Raw genomic sequence first — 16429 nt, forward strand, 5'->3', positions numbered from 1 at the left:
AAGTACCGGGTCCGATGCGGCTCCCGGGCGGGGGGTTTAAAGACCCAACAGGCCGACTATCCCCGCCAGCGCTACAATTCGCCCGTGCCACACGTCCCGGAGTCCCACTTGCCTGCCCAGAACCGCCCCAAGCCCCTGCTCTTGCTCATCCTCGACGGCTGGGGCCACCGCGAGGACCCCGCCGACAACGCCCTGGCCCAGGCCCGGCTGCCCAACTGGCGCCGCCTGCTGGCCGACTGCCCGCACACCCTGGTGCACACCGAAGGCAAGCACGTGGGCCTGCCCGAGGGCCAGATGGGCAATTCCGAAGTCGGCCACATGAACATCGGCGCCGGCCGCATCGTCTACCAGGACCTGACCCGCGTGGACGCGGCCATCGAGGACGGCAGCTTCTTCGCCAATGCCGAGCTGGTGGCCGCCTGCCGCGCCGCCAAGGCCGGCGCCGGCACCCTGCACCTGTTCGGCCTGCTGTCGCCGGGCGGCGTGCACAGCCACCAAGACCACCTGTTCGCCATGATCGAACTGGCCCGCCGGGAAGGCGTGGCCGACATCGCCGTGCATGCCTTCCTGGACGGCCGCGACATGCCGCCGCGCTCGGCCGAGCCCAGCCTGCAGCGCCTGCATGCCCTGTGCGACGAAGGCGACGTGCGCGTGGCGACGGTCATCGGCCGCTACTACGCCATGGACCGCGACAAGCGCTGGGACAGGCTTGAGCGCGCCTGGAAGGCCATCGTCGAAGCCGACGCCGACGACACCGCATCAGACGCCGTCACCGCGCTGCAGGCCGCCTACGGCCGCGGCGAAAACGACGAATTCGTGCTGCCCACCGTCATCCGCGGCCACCATCCGATGCGCGACGGCGACGCCGTGGTGTTCATGAACTTCCGCGCCGACCGCGCCCGCCAGCTCACGTCCGCTTTCGTCGACCCGGGTTTCGACGGCTTCGCCCGTCGCGTGCCGAAGCTGGGCCGCTTCGTCTGCCTCACCGAATACGACGCCAGGCTGCCGGCCCCGGTCGCCTTCGGTCCGGAGGACCTGAAAAACACCCTGGGCGAGGTGCTGGCGGCCAATGGCCTGAGCCAGCTGCGCATCGCCGAGACCGAGAAGTACGCGCACGTCACCTTCTTCATGAGCGGCGGCAAGGAAGCGGTGGTCGCCGGCGAGGAACGTGCGCTGATCCCGTCGCCCAAGGTCGCCACCTACGACCTGCAGCCCGAAATGAGCCTGCCCCAGCTCACCGCGCGCCTGACCGACGACATCCGCGCGCGCAGGCACGACGTCATCATCTGCAACATCGCCAACCCCGACATGGTTGGCCACAGCGGCATCCTCGCCGCCGCGATCAAGGCCGCCGAAGCCGTGGACCACGCGCTGGGCGCCATCCGCGGCGCGTTGGCGGAGGTCGGCGGCGAAATGATCGTCACCGCCGACCACGGCAACCTGGAAATGATGCGCGACCCGGACACCGGCCAGCCGCACACCTCGCACACCGTCGGCCCGGTGCCCTTCGTGTATTGCGGCCGCAGGGCACGCCTGCGCGACGGCGGCGCCCTGCGCGACATCGCACCGACGATGCTGGCCTTGCTGGGCCTGGCCAAGCCGGACGAGATGAGCGGCCAGCCGCTGGTGGAGCTGGTTTGATCCGTCGCCTGGTGCTGGCCGCCTGCCTGGCCGCGACGGCCGTTCCTGCCGCCGCCCAGCCAGCCGAGCGCGAAAAGAAGGAAGCCGCCGCCGAGCAGCAGCTGCAGACGCTGCGCCAGCAGATCAAGGCCATCACCGCCGAACAGCGCCAGCTTGAGGGCGAGCGCAGCGAGGCCAGCAAGGCCCTGCGTGACGCCGATGCCCAGGTCGGCGACGCCGTGCGTGCCTTGCGCCGAACCGAAGCCGGCATCGCCACCACGGAAATCGAGCTTCGCGACCTGCAGGCCGAACAGGCGCGGCTTGAAGCCGGCCTGACCGAACAGCGCGAGGCCCTGGCCGCCCTGGTGCGCTCGGCCTACGCGCTGGGCCGCCACGAACAGCTCAAGCTGCTGCTGGCCCAGGACCGCATGGCTGACCTGGCCCGGGTGCTGGCCTACCACCGCTACTTCCAGGCCGACCGCCAGGAACGGATCGCCGGCCTGCTTGACGAACTGCAGGCCCTGGCCAGCGTCGCCCAGCGCATCCAGGACCAGCGCGACGTGCTGGCCGCCGCCCTGGCCCAGCAGCAGGCCGACCTGGCCGCGCTGGAGGGCCAGCGGGCCGAACGGGCCACGGTGCTGGCCACGCTTGAGTCGGGCTTCAAGGACCGGGCCGCCCGGCTGGCCGCCCTGGGCCGCGACGAAAAGACCGTACTCAAGCTGCTCGAACAGCTGCGCGACGCCGTCGCCGACATTCCCCGCCAGGTGGACGACAATCGGCCTTTCGCCGGCCGCCGCGGCCAGCTGGGCCGGCCGCTGGCCGGCAGCGTGCTGGCCGCCTTCGGCGGCAAGCTGCCCGACGGCCGCGGCAGCGACGGCTGGCTGGTCGCCGGCACCGCCGGCGCCGAGGTCCGCGCCGTGGCGCCGGGGCGGGTGGCGTTTTCCGACTGGCTCAAGGGTTACGGCCTGCTGGTCATCGTCGACCACGGTGACGGCTGGATGAGCCTGTACGCCTTCAACGACGCCCTGCTCAAGGACGTCGGCGACTGGGTTCGCGCCGGTGACCCGCTGGCTACCGTCGGCAGCTCCGGTGGCCAGGGCCGCCCGGCCCTGTACTTCGAGCTGCGCCGCAACGGCCAGCCCCAGGATCCCAAGCCCTGGTTCAGGCCCTGACCCACATCGCCCCGCTGGGCGCATAATCTCCCCATGCGCCAACTACTTGCGTTCAGCTTTGTGCTCCTGCCCGCCCTGGCCTTCGCCCAGGCGCCGGTGCCCGTGCCCGCCCCGGTGGATGCCACGGACCCGGTCATGGCCCAGACCCTGCCGGCCGACGTGCCGCTGGCCGAAATCCGCCGTTATGTCTCGGTCTACAACGCGGTCAAGGACGCCTACGTCGAACCGGTGGACGACCAGCAGCTGATGAAGTCCGCCCTGCGCGGCCTGCTGTCCGACCTCGATCCGCACAGCGCCTACCTGGACAAGGACGAAGCCGAAGCCCTGCTCGACGACACCCGCGGCGAATACGTCGGCATCGGCGTGGAAACCGAACGCCGCCCCGACGACACCCTGCTCGTGGTGGCGCCCATCGACGGCACGCCCGCCCACCGCGCCGGCCTGCGCGCCGGCGACGTCATCGTCGCCATCGACGGCGAACCCCTGAGCGGCAACACCAAGCCGCACCACGACCTGCGCGGCGAAGCGGGTGAGCCGGTCACCATCACCATCACCCGCACGGGCGAGGTGGAGCCACGCGACATGACCATCGTGCGCGAGGCCATTCGTGTTACCTCGGTCACCAGCCGCCTGCTCGAGCCCGGTTACGCCTACCTGCGCATCAGCACCTTCCAGACCGACACCGGCCCGCAGATGCGCCGCCAGTTGCGCAAACTGGCCGACGACGCGGAAGGCTCGGTGCGCGGCCTGGTGCTGGACCTGCGCTCGAACCCGGGCGGCCTGCTCAGCGCCGCGGTCGAAGCCGCCGACGCGCTGCTCGACGACGGCCTCATCGTGCGCACGCAGGGTCGCCTGCCGTACTCCAACACCAGCTTCCACGCCCAGGCGGGTGACCTGATCGACGGCGCGCCGGTCATCGTGCTGGTGGACACCGGCACCGCCAGCGCTGCCGAGGTGCTGGCCGGTGCGCTGCGCGACCACGGTCGCGCCAGCATCATGGGCTCGCGCACCTACGGCAAGGGTTCGGTGCAGACCGTGGTGCCGCTGGACAACGGCGATTCCATCAAGCTCACCACCGCGCGTTATTACACGCCCAGCGGCGTTTCAATCCAGGCCCGCGGCATCCTTCCGGACATCGTGCTGCGCGGCGAAGCCGCCCGCGGCATGCGCGAACAGGACCTGGCCGGCCACCTCGCCGGCGAAGCCGAAGCCAAGGCCAAGGCCGGCGAGCTGATCGAAGGCGATACCGCCATCAGCAGCGCGCTCGACGCGCTCAAGGCCGGCACCGCCACGGCCCGCGCGCGCCGGCGCTTCTAGGTCTTCAGGCCGCGCGCGGCGCGGCGACGACAAGCAGCGAAAGCGGCCGGCCCGTGTTCGGGTCCGGGGGCTCGCGCAGGCTTTCAACCACCCACCCGGCTTCGCCCAGGTCCGCGACCCAGCGGGACAGCGTGCGGAAGAACCACGGCATGGCCTCCTTGAAACGACCGGCGCCGAACGCGGCGAAGGATTCGCTGCGCCAGCCGTCCGCATAGTCGCCGTCGCCGCAGGCCTGCCACGGATGCACGGTGTGCACCACCAGCCGGCCCCTTGGCGAAAGCCGCCGCCGCAGCGCCGCAAGAAGGGGCACGATGTCTTCGCCAAGCAGGGCGAAGTTGCAGGCGATCACGTCGAAGGGCCCGGACACGGCATTGCCATCCGCCAGCGTGGCGTAATCGATCAGCTCGAAGTCGCCGCCACCGGCCTCGCGGGCCGCTGCCAGCAGCCGCGGCGACGCATCGATGCCCGTGCAGGCGACGCCGCGCCCGGAGAGCGCGCGGCACAGCCAGCCTTCGCCGCAGCCCACGTCCAGCAGCGTGTCCGGCGCCAGTCCGGCGATCACCGATACGACGGCGGCATTGGTGCCCAGGCGCCGGCTCTCGATGCCGTCGCTACGCACGATGTCCGTCCACGCGTCGGCGTTGGCCAGCCAGCTGCGGGTGATCGCCTCGTCCTTCATGGCCGATGCCTCAGTGCGGGCCCGACACGTTCTCGAGGATCGGCTGCTGCTGGCGCAGCCAGTCGTTGGCCAGCTCGCTCCAGGGCCAGATGCCCTCGACCGTCGGGTACACCAGCTGCAGCATCCTGAAACGCGGCCCGTCGTGCAGCCAGACGTTGAATCCGAACAGCGCCTCGTGGTGCGAAGGATCCACCGGACGCAGCACGCAGTCGGTGTCCTTGATGAAACCCTGCAACACCTGTCCGGCCTCGAAGCGTTCGCCCTCGCGCACGCGCTTGTTGTAGTGGTGCAGCAGCCGGTGCGCGACCGGCGCGGGCTGCCCGAAAACGCAGACGTCGGGGCTGTCGGACGTGCGGCCGATGCCCACGCTGTAGGCGAACGACGGGTGCGGGCCGTTGCCCTGCACCTGGATCACGTGGCAGCCGTACTTGCGGATGTCTTCTACGATGCGTGCCTGGGCGGCGGCGAGGTCCATCAACCATTTCCTGCCTGTCTGGGGCGCACAGGTTAGCGGATGCGGCTCAGCGGCGGAAACGCACCACCAGCGCCACGCCGCCGACGATGGCCAGCGCGGCCAGCGCCAGGCGCAGGGTGGCCGGCTCACCCAGCCAGGCCACGCCGGCCAGCGCCACCAGCAGCGGCACGCACAGCTGCAGCGTCGCAGCCGTGCTGGCCCGCAGTGCGGGCAGGGCCGTGTACCAGACGGCGTAGCCCACGCCGGAAGCCAGTGCGCCGGACGCCAATGCATAGCCGACGCCGGCGGCATCCATCCGTGTGCCTTCCCACATCAGAAACCAGAACACAGCCGCGAACGGCAGGCAGCGCAGGAAGTTGCCCGCCGTCACCCGGATCGCATCACCCCCGCCCTGGCCGCGCAGCGAATACACGCCCCAGGCAACGCCCGCGGCCACCATCAGGGCCGCCGGTCCGGGCGGCGGAGCCGTCAGCCCCGGCAGCAGCAGGCCGGTGAGCCCGCCCACCGCCAGGGCCAGCCCCAGCCACTGCCAGGCCGCCAGCCGTTCGCCGCGCCAGAGCCCGCGGCCGATCATCGTCACCTGCACGGCGCCGAACAGCAGCAGGGCGCCGGCACCCGCCTCAAGCTTCACGTAGGCCAGGGAGAAGAACGCGGCGTAGGCGAAGAGGGCCAGGGCCGAGCGCCAGTTGCCGCTGCCAGCAGCCCCCTTCCGAAGGCTCGTGGCGAGGATCCACAGCACCAGCGCTCCGGACGCCAGCCGCAGCGCGGTGAAGCTGGCCGGGTCCATGCCACCGTCGCGCAGGGCCAGCCTCGCCAGCAGCGAGTTGCCGGCGAAGGCCAGCAGCGCCAGGGCGACGGCGAGGGCCAGGCGCGGGCCGTGCAGTGGAGTCATGGCTTCCGACCGGCTCCCGGGTCCCAGCAGGCCGGCGCGACGGCAAAGATCAGCAGCGACGCCAGGTACACGCTGCCCGATACCGGATCACGCGAGGCGATGTACTCGCCCGGCGAGCCGGGGCCCAGGAACCAGGCCACCAGCAACTCCGCGGCAACAAGCAGCGCGAAGGCGAACAGCCCGGCCAGCAGGCGCGAACCCCGGCCGAGGTCGGCATGACGCTTCGCCAGCCGCCACGACGCCCATGCGATGACCGCCAGCATCACCGGCATCTCCATCAGTTCAGCCGTGCGCACGCCGAACCGGGGCACCAGCAGGGGCAGCCGGATGAAGGCAAGCGCGAAGCCAGCGCCGAAGACGATCAGGAAATAGGTGAAACCGGGTTTCAGGATCCTCAACACGCCCAGTACTCCCGCATTCCACAGGTGGCCATCCCGGCGCCTAGGGCCATACCAGCCAGCCGGCGGCGGCCAGGTTCAGGATAACCGTCAGCCAGAAAAGGGTCTGGAACGGCTGCTTGGCCGTCTTGTGGCGAAACTGCTGTTGCGCGACAAGCGCGCCCGGCCAGCCGCCCAGCATGTCGACCAGGTGCAGGCTTGTTTCGGGGGTGCGCCGCCTGCTGGCCCGGGCAGCCGCCTTGTCCGCCCGGTACATCAGGTACGACACGGCGCTCAGGCCTAGATAGCCTGCAGCCAGCAGGATGGGCAGGCTTCCGAAGCCCGCGGCGGCTACAACGCCGGCGAGGGCGCCGCCGCCGAAGGCCGCCCTCGGGAAACGTGCGGCGCTATAGGCCACGCACCCGGCACGCCACCAGCAGGAGACCAAGGCCAACTATCCAGGACCAGGTCGCGAAGGGCTGGGGAATCGACGCAAGGCCGAACTGTGCAACCAGCGCAACGATGAACAGCACGAGGCAGATAACCCAGACTGCCGTGGTTGGAGCGCTCGCGGAATTACGCATTGCACGTCCTTTGGTGGGTGGAGCGGAAGCCGCAGTCTATAGGCTTTCAGACCCAGCGCCTGACCGCGTCCCGGTACCGTGCGTACGCTTCGCCGAACTTGCCAAGCAGCAGCCGTTCTTCCGGGATGATCTGGAAGCGGGTGATGTATGCACAGAAGGCGATGACGGCAAGAAGCGAAACCGGGTTGGCGAGGAAGACGCAAAAGCCGAGCAGCACGCTTGCCATGCCAAGGTACATGGGGTTCCGGGTGAATGCGTACGGGCCACTGTCGACGATGGCGGTCGACTTTCCGGGCGCGAGCGGATTGATCGTTGTCCGCGCCTTCCGGAAAACCAACAGTCCGGAAACATCCAACGCTATCCCGATGACCACGAAGGCCGCGGCAATCCAGACCCGGGCGGGAACCTGGAAAACGAGGCCGGGCGTGTAGTGGGTGAGCACCCAGGCGAGCCCCGCGCATGCCAGCGCCACGAGGGGGGGTGGGATCCTGAGGTCCAGTAGCGGCATGGGTTCGGGTGTGAGCCTTGGTTGCAGAGGTCAGGCGGAGCCAGGAAGGACTAGCCGCGAAGCGGGTCCGGCCTGGATGGCCCGTCAGAATCCGATGCCGGCGGCTGTGACCGGATGACTGACCGGATGAAAGGTTCCTTGGCGGCCGTGTAGGACGCCTTGTCCCCTGCGAACGTGTCAGCCAGCGCCAGCTTCAGCGCCTCGTATTCAGCGCGCAGGGAGCCGTCGGCGCGAAGCGCGTCACGAAAGACAAGGTGGTCCCGCCAAAGGTCCGAACCAAGGACAACGGCATGCAGATGGATGCGAAGCGCATCGCCTGACCCGGCCCGGGTGAAGTAGCGGCGCATGGGCAACTGGTGCTCGTACCTGGGAACATACTGGTAACCGAGGTTCTCCAGCGCGCCGATTCTTGCTTCGATTGCAGTGAGCGACTGCGCGCCGAGAAGCACATCCAGGACCGGCTTGGCTGCCAGGCGCGGGACCGCCGTGCTGCCGATATGCTCAACCCGGATGGAATCCTCCGAAAACACGCCGAGGAGCTCGGCGCTTATCCGGGAGAACTGAAGCGCCCAGTCGTCCGAATACGGGGCGATCGTGACAAGGGACATGAGCGCTGGCGCCGCGTCAGGACCCGAGGCCCAGGCGCTCGTTCTCGCGCTGGAACATGCGCTGGATGGCTGCGCCATCGGAAGGCTCCTCGTCCAGGGTCTCGGGATTCCACTGGCTTCGGGACGTCGCGAAGAAGTCACCTCCGTAGATATGGATCCCTCCCGTGAAGCGGAGCAATGGATTGGTGACCGAGTGCAGTGCATCCGCAGGCAGGGCAGCGGTGTCCTTCTCGAACAGGGCGGCGGCGCTGTAGGCCTCGATGCCTTTCCCGGACCGTCGCCAGAAGATGTTGTCCTCACGTCCGGAATAGATTCCGATATTGGCCCACATCAGGTGGTTGTGCGGCATCAGGTTCATCTGCGGGGTCCACGACGCGGCAAAGATCGTCAGCGTCTGCGACCGCACCAGAACGTTCAATCCGGCGCGATCGGGGGCGCCGAGTGCGGCCAACACCGCCGAGGGCTGGGACACGGCGCGCGCGAGTACTTCACGAACCGCAGTCTGGGCGTCGGATTCCCGGTTGGCGCTAACGCAATCCTCGACGAATCGCTCCAGGTCCATGGGTCGCCTCCTGGCCTTTCCGGCCTGAATGGTGCTCGCGGATACCGCACCTGGCAGCGCGAGCTGCGCACCCAGCGCCAGGGCGCCGGCCATAAGGGTACGCCGGCGAACATCAACATCCCGCGGACCGGAGTTGCCCATGGCCTGATGCCCTGTCCGCGGGAGCGCGGGCTTGGGCGCACACTACGCCCAATTTTCGGGGGGCACCATTGTCTGGGCCCCCACCCAGGCGGACACCCCGGACCTGAATCCATCGCGCCACGCGTGCGGTGGTCCGTGCGCCATCGGCTCCCGTGAATTGTCAGCCTCCGTACCGCCAGGCATGGCCACACGTCTGGCAACGGAGCCGGGATGCCCGGGTGGGGAACGGGGCGGTGGCGAAAAGGAACGTGGCAACCGCCAGTGCCCGCTGCCCGAAGGGAACGGTTCCGACCACTTGCGCCTCGCCACAGGCCGGGCAGGCGTCTGCAGCCTCGGGATGCGCCGCAACCAGGTCAGCCTGCAAGGTGCCGGCGTAATAGTCGGCAACGATCTCGCGCGCCTGCCCCAGATACGCACTGGGCACTTGCAGGACAGCTCCACCCAGTGCAACAGACAGTGGCCAGTTCGCGATGATGTGCTGGTCGCCCGCTACCGTTGCCGGGATGCCCTCGGACTCAAGCCGGGCCCGGAGGACATGCGCCTCCCATGGATCGAAGTAGTGTCCGACGGTCGAGAGCATGGTCTGCCGGGGCTGGCGCCTAGGGTAGAGCCGCGCCGATGGCAACGGCTGGAATGGTCGGCGGGGACTGGTGCCGTGCCCGACGCCTACAGGAAGATTAGACCGAAGACGGCTGCCGCCGCCAGCAAGCCTCCCAGGACCAGGAGCCCCCGAAACCGGGACGCGTCCAGGAACCCGAAGTAACGTATGGCGCGGGAACGGAACCGCAAGGCGCAAGCCGGGCACTTCACCGTCGGCGGAATCTGGTGGCGCAGCCAGATGGTGGGCGCGACACCGAAATCGACAATCGCGCTGCGTGTCCGGAACTCGGCACCGCATCCAGGGCAATGTTCGCTTTCAGCCATTTCTTGAGCCTTGTTCCCAGGGTGCGTCGCGTCGAAGGCGTCGGCTTGGATGGATCCTCAGGGCGCAGCCGGGGCGAGCGTCTGGGCCGCGCCGTTGCTGGAGCCAATGGGGCCGATGGCTGCCATGTCGATCCCGATGATGCAGGCGAGATTGAATCCGTACTCCGTCGGAACGCTACGACGCTGGTGATGTGTGTAGATGCCGCAGATGCTGCAGAAGTAGTGCCTGGCGATCTTGGTGTTCCACTGATAGAGCGTGAGCTTGTCCACGCCCTTGACCACGCGAAGCCTCTCAATAGGCACGCCGGCCATGACAGCCCCTTTTCGGCTGCAGATGGAGCAGTTGCAGCGGCGGATGTTCTCAAAGCCATTCTCGAGATCGACCTCGAACTCCACGGCCCCGCAGTGGCAGCGTCCTTTCTCTGTTCTCATTGCCCTTTCATGCGCCCTGGCGCCCTGGTTGAGCCGCGTCGCAGGGCGACGTCGGGGTTGAATGAATTGTCATGCCTCTTCGCTTTGATCACTGACCCGGCTTGGAGTGTGGAACGCCAAGGTAATGATCGTAGGAAAGATGAAGCCCTTGAGATAGGAAAGGGGGTGCCTTCCCTCGGTAAAGTCGACGGGAAGGTTTCCGAAATGCGCCCAGTAGTGTGTTGCGACAAGACTGGCGATGCCCGCCCACATCCCCCACAGGGCCCGGCGCCTGCCAAAGACGACGAGAAGCAGGCTCAGGGTTATCACCACCCGAAAGACCGACTGCACGTGATCGAAGCTTGTAGGTTCGCTGGTATCGGTGCCCAGGTATAAATCGTAGAGGGTCAGGGAGTGGTAGAAGATCAGCAATCCGGCGAGGACACAGATGAGCAGGCGCCGGAGCAGCAGGAATCTGCCTTTCTGCTTTGTCGCTGGAGTAGTCATCTCTGGGCTCAACGTTAGTCGTTGTCAGGAGGGAGCGGCTTACTCGCGTCACTCATCGCTTCGGTCGGTCTCTTTCCTCCGACATGCTCGCTTTTTCGGCCAGCGAATGCGTCGAAGATCTGCCGGTGGGCATGGTAGGACCACTGGTCCTGCCGATCATAATAATCGGAGACCCAGGCCTGCAGATTGTCCAGCATGGAGTCCTGGGCAGCTTTCGACGCGTACTTGTGAGGTTCCCAGGGACGCCTGCGGTTGTTCTCCAGGCAGGTTTCCAGCCCCGGGTTGAGAAATACCAGCTCCGTGCAATGGGATGACGCGGCAGCCACCAGCTCCCCGTAGCAACCCTCGATGACCCAGCTGCCGTGCTGGGACAAGAATTGCGACAGCGAAGCGGCAACTGCATCGGCGGGGCGCTGGACCGCAATCTTGCCTGGCTCCCAGACGATGGCGTCCAGATCGAGGTGGGCGAGCCCATGCTCCTGTGCCAGCTCTGCGGCGAAGGTGCTCTTGCCAGAGCCCGAGTTGCCAAAGACGAGGACTTTCATAGCAATCTTTCGCCCGATCCTGGTCGTGCCGATAGGCGCCGGCTTGATTGGATTGTCATGCGAGGTTGCCACGCCACACTGCCCAAAGAATGAGCCCCCCCATAAGCGTAGATGAGACGCCCACGAACGGCAGGAACCGAAGCGCTTCGGGAACCGCCCGCTGAGCAAAGCGATGATGCCAGCGCCATGGAACCAGAAGAAGGACCATGGTTGTGCCCAGGAGCAGCCAACCAAAAAGGGTGAAGCCGCCAGCGAGCGCTACGACGGGCGCCGAGATCACAAACGCTCCGCCGGCCAGGAGCCGCAGTGCAAGCTCCAGATAGTGCTTCGTGGGCGAACCGGCAAAACCCAGCAGAAAGCTGCCTGCATGGGCTGGCGCCAGGAAGGCGGCTGCACCGAGGGCGAAGAGGAACACGCCAACGGCAATCACGACGGCAAGAGCAGCTGCTTCAATCACCCTTGGCTCTCCACGCCTTGGCTAAGGCGCACCGAATGCATCGGCTTGAATCGGCATTCTGGGTTCACGCCGAGGCCAATAGCATGAAGGCCCAATAAACCCCGATGGCCATCTGCACGGCAAAGGCCGTGAAGCGAATAGTGACCGCAACGGCGCTTAGCGAGGCCAGGTGCACAAGTGACTGGAATACGCGGGTGCCGAGGAAGAGATAGGCAAGCGGGTCCGTGATGAGTGTCCGGTCCGTAACAATGGCTACGAGCAGCAGGCCGCCAAAGATGGGCAGGCCCTCAACGCAGTTGGCATGCGCCCTGGCCAGTCTTTGCATGAAGGGTGACAAGTTTGAATTGTCTGGAGTGAAGCCGTTTGCCGGCACCTTTCCTCGCAGCACAAGCTGCGAGCGAATGACCTCCATGAGCACGAGGAGAAAGAGTGCCCAGGCAATGAAACCAGTCAGCGCGATCGAACTTGTTGAAGTCATCGTGGCACTCTCCACTGAGGTACGGCGCCTGGAATCAGGTCGCGCCAAAGGCATCGGACTGAATGACTTGTTAGGTGCCGTCCGCTGCTCCCCCAGCGGGGCGACGGCGAACCCACCAAACGACACCAAAGAACAAAGCGACTACCGCGAAAGCAACAGTTGGAACCATGAGCAAGCTGGACTGCTCGTGAAAGACGACCGCAGTGTTTCCATCAAAGTAGCGACCCTCCTCGTTGAACAGGCCTCGATATGGCCAATAGAACAAGAAGAAAAAGAAACCGAATAATACCGACGAAATGCCCGATCCCAGTGCCACGGTCAACAGTAAAGTCTGGGGGATGCGGCGGCGTTGCTTGGTGGGGTTCAAGGATCCCTCCGGAGGGGTCTGGCGCCCGATTCAAGCCGCGCCGCGGTGCGACGGCGGCTTGAATGACTGGTTATGCCTCATCGAGCCGCCTGGTGAGAGAAATAACAAGCTCCCGCTGTCCGGAAAGTCCCAGCCTCTTCCAACTCTTGGCTGGCGGGGATGCAGATAGGATTCTGCCGCCATGCACGAAGAAAATATAGCTCTCGCCAATCTCGACCTGATCGTCCCAGAAGGCTTCATTGCCAAAGCAGCCGTAAATCTGGTGATGAAGCCGGGCCTTTACTGTGACGGTAGTGCCCGACGTCAACGACCCAACCAGCGCATCCACAATCTCTACCTCCACATCCGACACCCGATCGCCAGGCTTGGAGGCCGCTGCACCAACACGGATGGCAGACACGGTGCCGACGAACACGTACTCGGACTTGGCCAGCGCCTCCGAAGTAAGCGTGCGCTCTTCTTGCATCGAACTGATGTAGAACGAGTCATCTGACGGCAACTCGCAGGCGAGAACCCAGGGGCTGCACAGGAGCCATAAGCAAAAGGCGACGACGGTTCGCTTCATGAGGCCTAACACCTTGAGTTACGCCGGGCCGTAGGCGTCGGATTGAATGAATAGTCAGGTGCCGTCTTTCTCATAGGCGCCGCACGTTGGACAGGATTCTAAAGATTCGAGCCAGTTCAACCAGTCTCCGCTCGCTCTCTTGCTCATGGCAAGCCAAAGCCAGGGTGTGCCGCAATTCCCGCACCTCACCGAAAGGCACCCGAAGGCGAGACCAAGGATCCCGAGGAGTGAGCCGCCAAAAACGAAAAAAGCGAAGGATCCAGAAGAAATGGAATCACTCTGCCACTGCCCGTAAACCACCATGACTGCTCCGACGGCCAACGCAAGATACATCGCCCGCATCTTCCAGGCTTGATGGGACCGCATAAGGAGTGTGCCTGGAATCATTGAGGACTAACGCCTTGACTTAAGCCGCGCCGAAGGCGTCGGCTTGAATGATTGGTCAGGCCTGGTCCCGAACTGCCATATGCAATAGATGGGGACCGTCACCAGCGAAAAATAGAAGGACGCTATCCACAGCGCTTTGACTCCTGCTGAGGAGTCCGGTTCTGTTGCCGCAAGCACCGTTGCAGTTAAAGCACTCAATCCAACGCAGATGAACGCAACGGGCCACCACCAGAACATTAGAGAACGACCTACACTCACGAGCAAGTCTCCGGTGCCTTGGTCAGTCATTTGGCGTAGGGATTGGATAGCTGAGTAGATGACATCCTCGACGCCAGGTTCGTTGAACCAAGCTGTATAGGAAAGCAGCCCGCCCGGCACGACGAACAGAACCAGAGTCGAAAGCGCTATCCAATCGCGTGATCGCATGGTGGGAGCCCTAACGCCTTGAGTTAAGCCGCGCCGAAGGCATTGGCTGGAATGATCGGTTAGGCTCGCTTGACCCATGAAGCAAGGACGACTATGCCCGCTGCAACTGACGCGCTTATTGTGCCGGAAAGTGCGGCATAAAAGAGTAGGAGGCGACGCTGCGCGGGCGTTTCCAAGGTGGGCAAGAAGTACTGAGCTGAATCTCCGAGCATCGATGCCAGCCCCAATAGCCAGACAACGAAGGCACCGATAATGCCTGTCAGGAATGCCGCCCAATAGAACATGTCCCTTGGCGAACCGCCGGCTCGAACTTCTCGTACTACGACGAACAGGCCAGCACCAGCGCCAATGACTACCGCACAAATGACTGGGACAAGACTCACGTGAGGGCCTAACGCCTGAATTAAGCCGACCCGCGAAGCGGGTTCGGCTTGAATGAATTGTTAGACGGCCGGCCAGTTGTTGCTACTGGCTGGCAGAGCGCGAAAACGTTGGACACATAGATCTGATCTGCCTGATCTTCGAGTTGGATCCGGTACAACCGGCTCTTGTCCATTTCAGCGGTGCCGTAGATCTTGGCAAAGACGCGTGTTGAGTCGCTTGGGCCGATGGAAAGTGTGTTCTGGGGAAGCGGGCCGTGGCCTCCCGCACCATGTTTCCACTCTATGTTGCTGCCAGACGGCGAGTCACTCAACACCGAGTAAGAAAGCCAGCTCAGCTTGTATGGAGGTCCCGGCAAAGTGTCTATGTATGTCCGGAACGTCCCCTGTCCTTGATTGGCGATCAAGAGCCCAACTTCGATTGTGTCCGGAAGCGAGGCGCAGGAATGCTCCGGCTCTGCGACAGAAATAGCAACCTGGCTAGGTACGCTCGATGCTGCAGGGAGCGACGAGCAGCCAACTAGCACGACGGTGCCGGCGGATAAATAAGCAATGACCCGGAGAACCTTCATGGCCGTCTAACACCTTAGTTAAACCGCGCTGAAGGCGTCGGCTTGAATGATCAGTTAGGCAATCGGCTATAGGCAATTGCCGGTCGCACATTCTTTGAGCAAGAGCATGAGTCCCAGCATAAGTGGGATGACGCCGATTGCGAGCAGCCCCATCGCCAAAACACCACCAAGGCGTGCGGGTGCAGGAGCGGACCCAAGAGTTACTCCTACCAAGGCGGCGAAGCTTGGGGCGATGATACCAACGGCGAGGACGTCAATGCCGGCCAGGAAGTCGTGCTCTGGAGATACCAAGGCGCTAGCAAACGACACCGCGCCGGACACTGCGGTGATCGTCGCGACAATGACGCCACGCCAGCGAGAGGGGGCCGCAATCGGTCGAAACATCGCCAGTGCGATCAACCCGACTGCGATCATTGCGGGCCAGTAAGAGACAACGTAGTCAGCCATCAAACAGCCCGCCTAAGCCTAAGTTAAGCCGCGCCGAAGGCGTCGGCTTGAATGATTAGTTAGGGACCAGCCTATAACCAGTCATGTGAGATTGCCATTGCGGAGAGAAACATGGCTAGCAGCGCCCCGGAAGCCGTAAATAGGTGGAGCAAGCCTACCCACCTGTTGCGCAATGCGCGCACAGACAGAGGGATAAGGGCAACGACAAGCAGGAGACCAGCCATTGGAAGGTAGCCAAGCACATCAGAGCCTTGATTCGACGCAGTCCCAGAGATGAGACTCAGCGCCAAGAACGATACGGCCCCGGCCAGCCCTGGAGAGCATGCGGCGATGCGACGTTGTTGAATGGCTACGTGCGACAGGAATGGGATCGGGAGAAGCAACAGCGCGAGTCCGAAAGCGCCTTGCCCGATTGTGAAAGAGACGTAGGACCAATCCATGATGCTTGCCTTGACCCCTAACACCTGGAGTTAAGCCGCGTGCCGGAGGCACGTCGGCTTGAATGATTAGTTAGGCCCCCGGGACTCCTCGTCCCGTGCCAGAGCCTCACGGAGTGCAGGAAGAGTGTAGTCCTTCCAGGGAATAGTGCCGGGTGGGTAGTGAGGGGACATAACCTCACCATCCTCAAAAGCGTGAAATACGTCCAATGCGAAGCCAGTCAACGAGCAGTCGCTTGCCCAGAAGAGATCGTTGATTGCGAAGTCACCAGTTTCGAAGTCTATTCGGTCCGACACGAGGCGCTCGGCTACCTCCCGGGCGAAAGCGTGAGACAAGACATCGGGAGTGACTCCGTGCTTGTGACACAGGTCTTTGAACGACTCGACGAACAGCACACTGGAACCGTCGGTGACGGTTGCGTAGTGGGCGAGCAGTTTGTCGAAATCGCGCTGCATTCTCGGCCTAACACCTTGAGTTAAGCTGCGCCGGCCGCGACAGTCGGTCTACCGGGATAGACGGTCCGGCGTCAGCTTGAATGATTGGTTAGGCGTCCCTAGCCAAAGAACATCCCAAATACTGCCGCTATCGCG

At 64.8% G+C, this 16429-nt stretch carries 21 protein-coding genes; 4 read left to right on the forward strand and 17 right to left on the reverse strand.

Features of this window, described 5'->3' with window-relative positions; genetic code table 11:
* Positions 1-108 precede the first annotated feature (108 nt).
* The 3 genes from gpmI to ACYVJH_RS11830 are packed head-to-tail and all read left to right on the forward strand — an operon-like array spanning position 109 to position 4109.
* Positions 109-1641 carry a 2,3-bisphosphoglycerate-independent phosphoglycerate mutase gene (gpmI, locus tag ACYVJH_RS11820; RefSeq protein ID WP_460454842.1) on the forward strand — a complete coding sequence of 511 codons (1533 nt, stop codon included), beginning with the start codon at positions 109-111 and terminating at the stop codon, positions 1639-1641.
* Positions 1638-2792 (forward strand): murein hydrolase activator EnvC family protein, encoded by a 1155-nt coding sequence (locus ACYVJH_RS11825; RefSeq protein ID WP_460454843.1) that lies wholly within the window; start codon positions 1638-1640, stop codon positions 2790-2792. The genes gpmI and ACYVJH_RS11825 overlap by 4 nt, the downstream gene beginning before the upstream one ends.
* 33 nt (positions 2793-2825) lie before the next feature.
* Positions 2826-4109 (forward strand): S41 family peptidase, encoded by a 1284-nt coding sequence (locus tag ACYVJH_RS11830; RefSeq protein ID WP_460454844.1) that lies wholly within the window; start codon positions 2826-2828, stop codon positions 4107-4109.
* A gap of 4 nt (positions 4110-4113) precedes the next feature.
* On the opposite strand, the gene ACYVJH_RS11835 is transcribed toward ACYVJH_RS11830, so the two are convergent.
* The 14 genes from ACYVJH_RS11835 to ACYVJH_RS11900 all read right to left on the reverse strand — a co-directional run bounded on the left by ACYVJH_RS11835 (position 4114) and on the right by ACYVJH_RS11900 (position 12257).
* Positions 4114-4788, reverse strand: coding sequence for a class I SAM-dependent methyltransferase (locus ACYVJH_RS11835; protein WP_460454845.1), 675 nt, complete (start codon positions 4786-4788; stop codon positions 4114-4116).
* 10 nt (positions 4789-4798) lie between these two features.
* Positions 4799-5263, reverse strand: coding sequence for a DUF4262 domain-containing protein (locus ACYVJH_RS11840; protein WP_460454846.1), 465 nt, complete (start codon positions 5261-5263; stop codon positions 4799-4801).
* A 46-nt stretch (positions 5264-5309) separates the two neighbouring features.
* The gene (locus ACYVJH_RS11845; RefSeq protein WP_460454847.1) at positions 5310-6155 is read right to left on the reverse strand and encodes a DMT family transporter; all 846 of its coding nucleotides are present in this window, start codon (positions 6153-6155) and stop codon (positions 5310-5312) included.
* The gene (locus tag ACYVJH_RS11850) at positions 6152-6556 is read right to left on the reverse strand and encodes a hypothetical protein (RefSeq protein ID WP_460454848.1); all 405 of its coding nucleotides are present in this window, start codon (positions 6554-6556) and stop codon (positions 6152-6154) included. Before ACYVJH_RS11850 ends, ACYVJH_RS11845 begins: the two co-directional genes overlap by 4 nt.
* 40 nt (positions 6557-6596) lie before the next feature.
* On the reverse strand, positions 6597-6950 hold the full coding sequence (locus ACYVJH_RS11855; protein WP_460454849.1) for a DUF1294 domain-containing protein: 354 nt from the start codon (positions 6948-6950) through the stop codon (positions 6597-6599).
* Positions 6951-7162: 212 nt separating this feature from the next.
* Positions 7163-7624, reverse strand: coding sequence for a methyltransferase family protein (locus ACYVJH_RS11860; RefSeq protein WP_460454850.1), 462 nt, complete (start codon positions 7622-7624; stop codon positions 7163-7165).
* Positions 7625-7674: 50 nt separating this feature from the next.
* A complete protein-coding gene (locus ACYVJH_RS11865) occupies positions 7675-8232 on the reverse strand; it encodes a GrpB family protein (protein WP_460454851.1) in 558 nt (185 codons plus the stop codon).
* 16 nt (positions 8233-8248) lie between these two features.
* Positions 8249-8887, reverse strand: coding sequence for a hypothetical protein (locus ACYVJH_RS11870; protein WP_460454852.1), 639 nt, complete (start codon positions 8885-8887; stop codon positions 8249-8251).
* Positions 8888-9095: 208 nt separating this feature from the next.
* Positions 9096-9515: a putative signal transducing protein gene (locus tag ACYVJH_RS11875; RefSeq protein WP_460454853.1), complete on the reverse strand. Its 420-nt coding sequence runs from the start codon at positions 9513-9515 to the stop codon at positions 9096-9098.
* Between the two features lie 401 nt (positions 9516-9916).
* Positions 9917-10291: a GFA family protein gene (locus tag ACYVJH_RS11880; protein WP_460454854.1), complete on the reverse strand. Its 375-nt coding sequence runs from the start codon at positions 10289-10291 to the stop codon at positions 9917-9919.
* Between the two features lie 69 nt (positions 10292-10360).
* Positions 10361-10777, reverse strand: a complete 417-nt coding sequence (locus ACYVJH_RS11885) for a hypothetical protein (RefSeq protein ID WP_460454855.1) — start codon at positions 10775-10777, stop codon at positions 10361-10363.
* Between the two features lie 14 nt (positions 10778-10791).
* Complete coding sequence (locus tag ACYVJH_RS11890) at positions 10792-11322, reverse strand: P-loop NTPase family protein (RefSeq protein ID WP_460454856.1); 531 nt, start codon at positions 11320-11322, stop codon at positions 10792-10794.
* Between the two features lie 55 nt (positions 11323-11377).
* Complete coding sequence (locus ACYVJH_RS11895) at positions 11378-11779, reverse strand: hypothetical protein (protein ID WP_460454857.1); 402 nt, start codon at positions 11777-11779, stop codon at positions 11378-11380.
* Between the two features lie 64 nt (positions 11780-11843).
* Entirely contained in the window at positions 11844-12257 is a 414-nt protein-coding gene (locus ACYVJH_RS11900) for an MAPEG family protein (RefSeq protein ID WP_460454858.1), read from the reverse strand.
* 1 nt (position 12258) lies between these two features.
* On the opposite strand from ACYVJH_RS11900, the gene ACYVJH_RS11905 reads away from it, so the two are divergent.
* On the forward strand, positions 12259-12543 hold the full coding sequence (locus tag ACYVJH_RS11905) for a hypothetical protein (RefSeq protein WP_460454859.1): 285 nt from the start codon (positions 12259-12261) through the stop codon (positions 12541-12543).
* 151 nt (positions 12544-12694) lie between these two features.
* On the opposite strand, the gene ACYVJH_RS11910 is transcribed toward ACYVJH_RS11905, so the two are convergent.
* The 3 genes from ACYVJH_RS11910 to ACYVJH_RS11920 all read right to left on the reverse strand — a co-directional run bounded on the left by ACYVJH_RS11910 (position 12695) and on the right by ACYVJH_RS11920 (position 16294).
* On the reverse strand, positions 12695-13189 hold the full coding sequence (locus ACYVJH_RS11910; protein WP_460454860.1) for a hypothetical protein: 495 nt from the start codon (positions 13187-13189) through the stop codon (positions 12695-12697).
* A gap of 1831 nt (positions 13190-15020) precedes the next feature.
* On the reverse strand, positions 15021-15401 hold the full coding sequence (locus ACYVJH_RS11915; protein WP_460454861.1) for a hypothetical protein: 381 nt from the start codon (positions 15399-15401) through the stop codon (positions 15021-15023).
* A gap of 506 nt (positions 15402-15907) precedes the next feature.
* Positions 15908-16294, reverse strand: a complete 387-nt coding sequence (locus ACYVJH_RS11920) for a hypothetical protein (RefSeq protein ID WP_460454862.1) — start codon at positions 16292-16294, stop codon at positions 15908-15910.
* Positions 16295-16429: the final 135 nt, after the last annotated feature.

The sequence above is a fragment of the Arenimonas aestuarii genome, assembly GCF_054781715.1.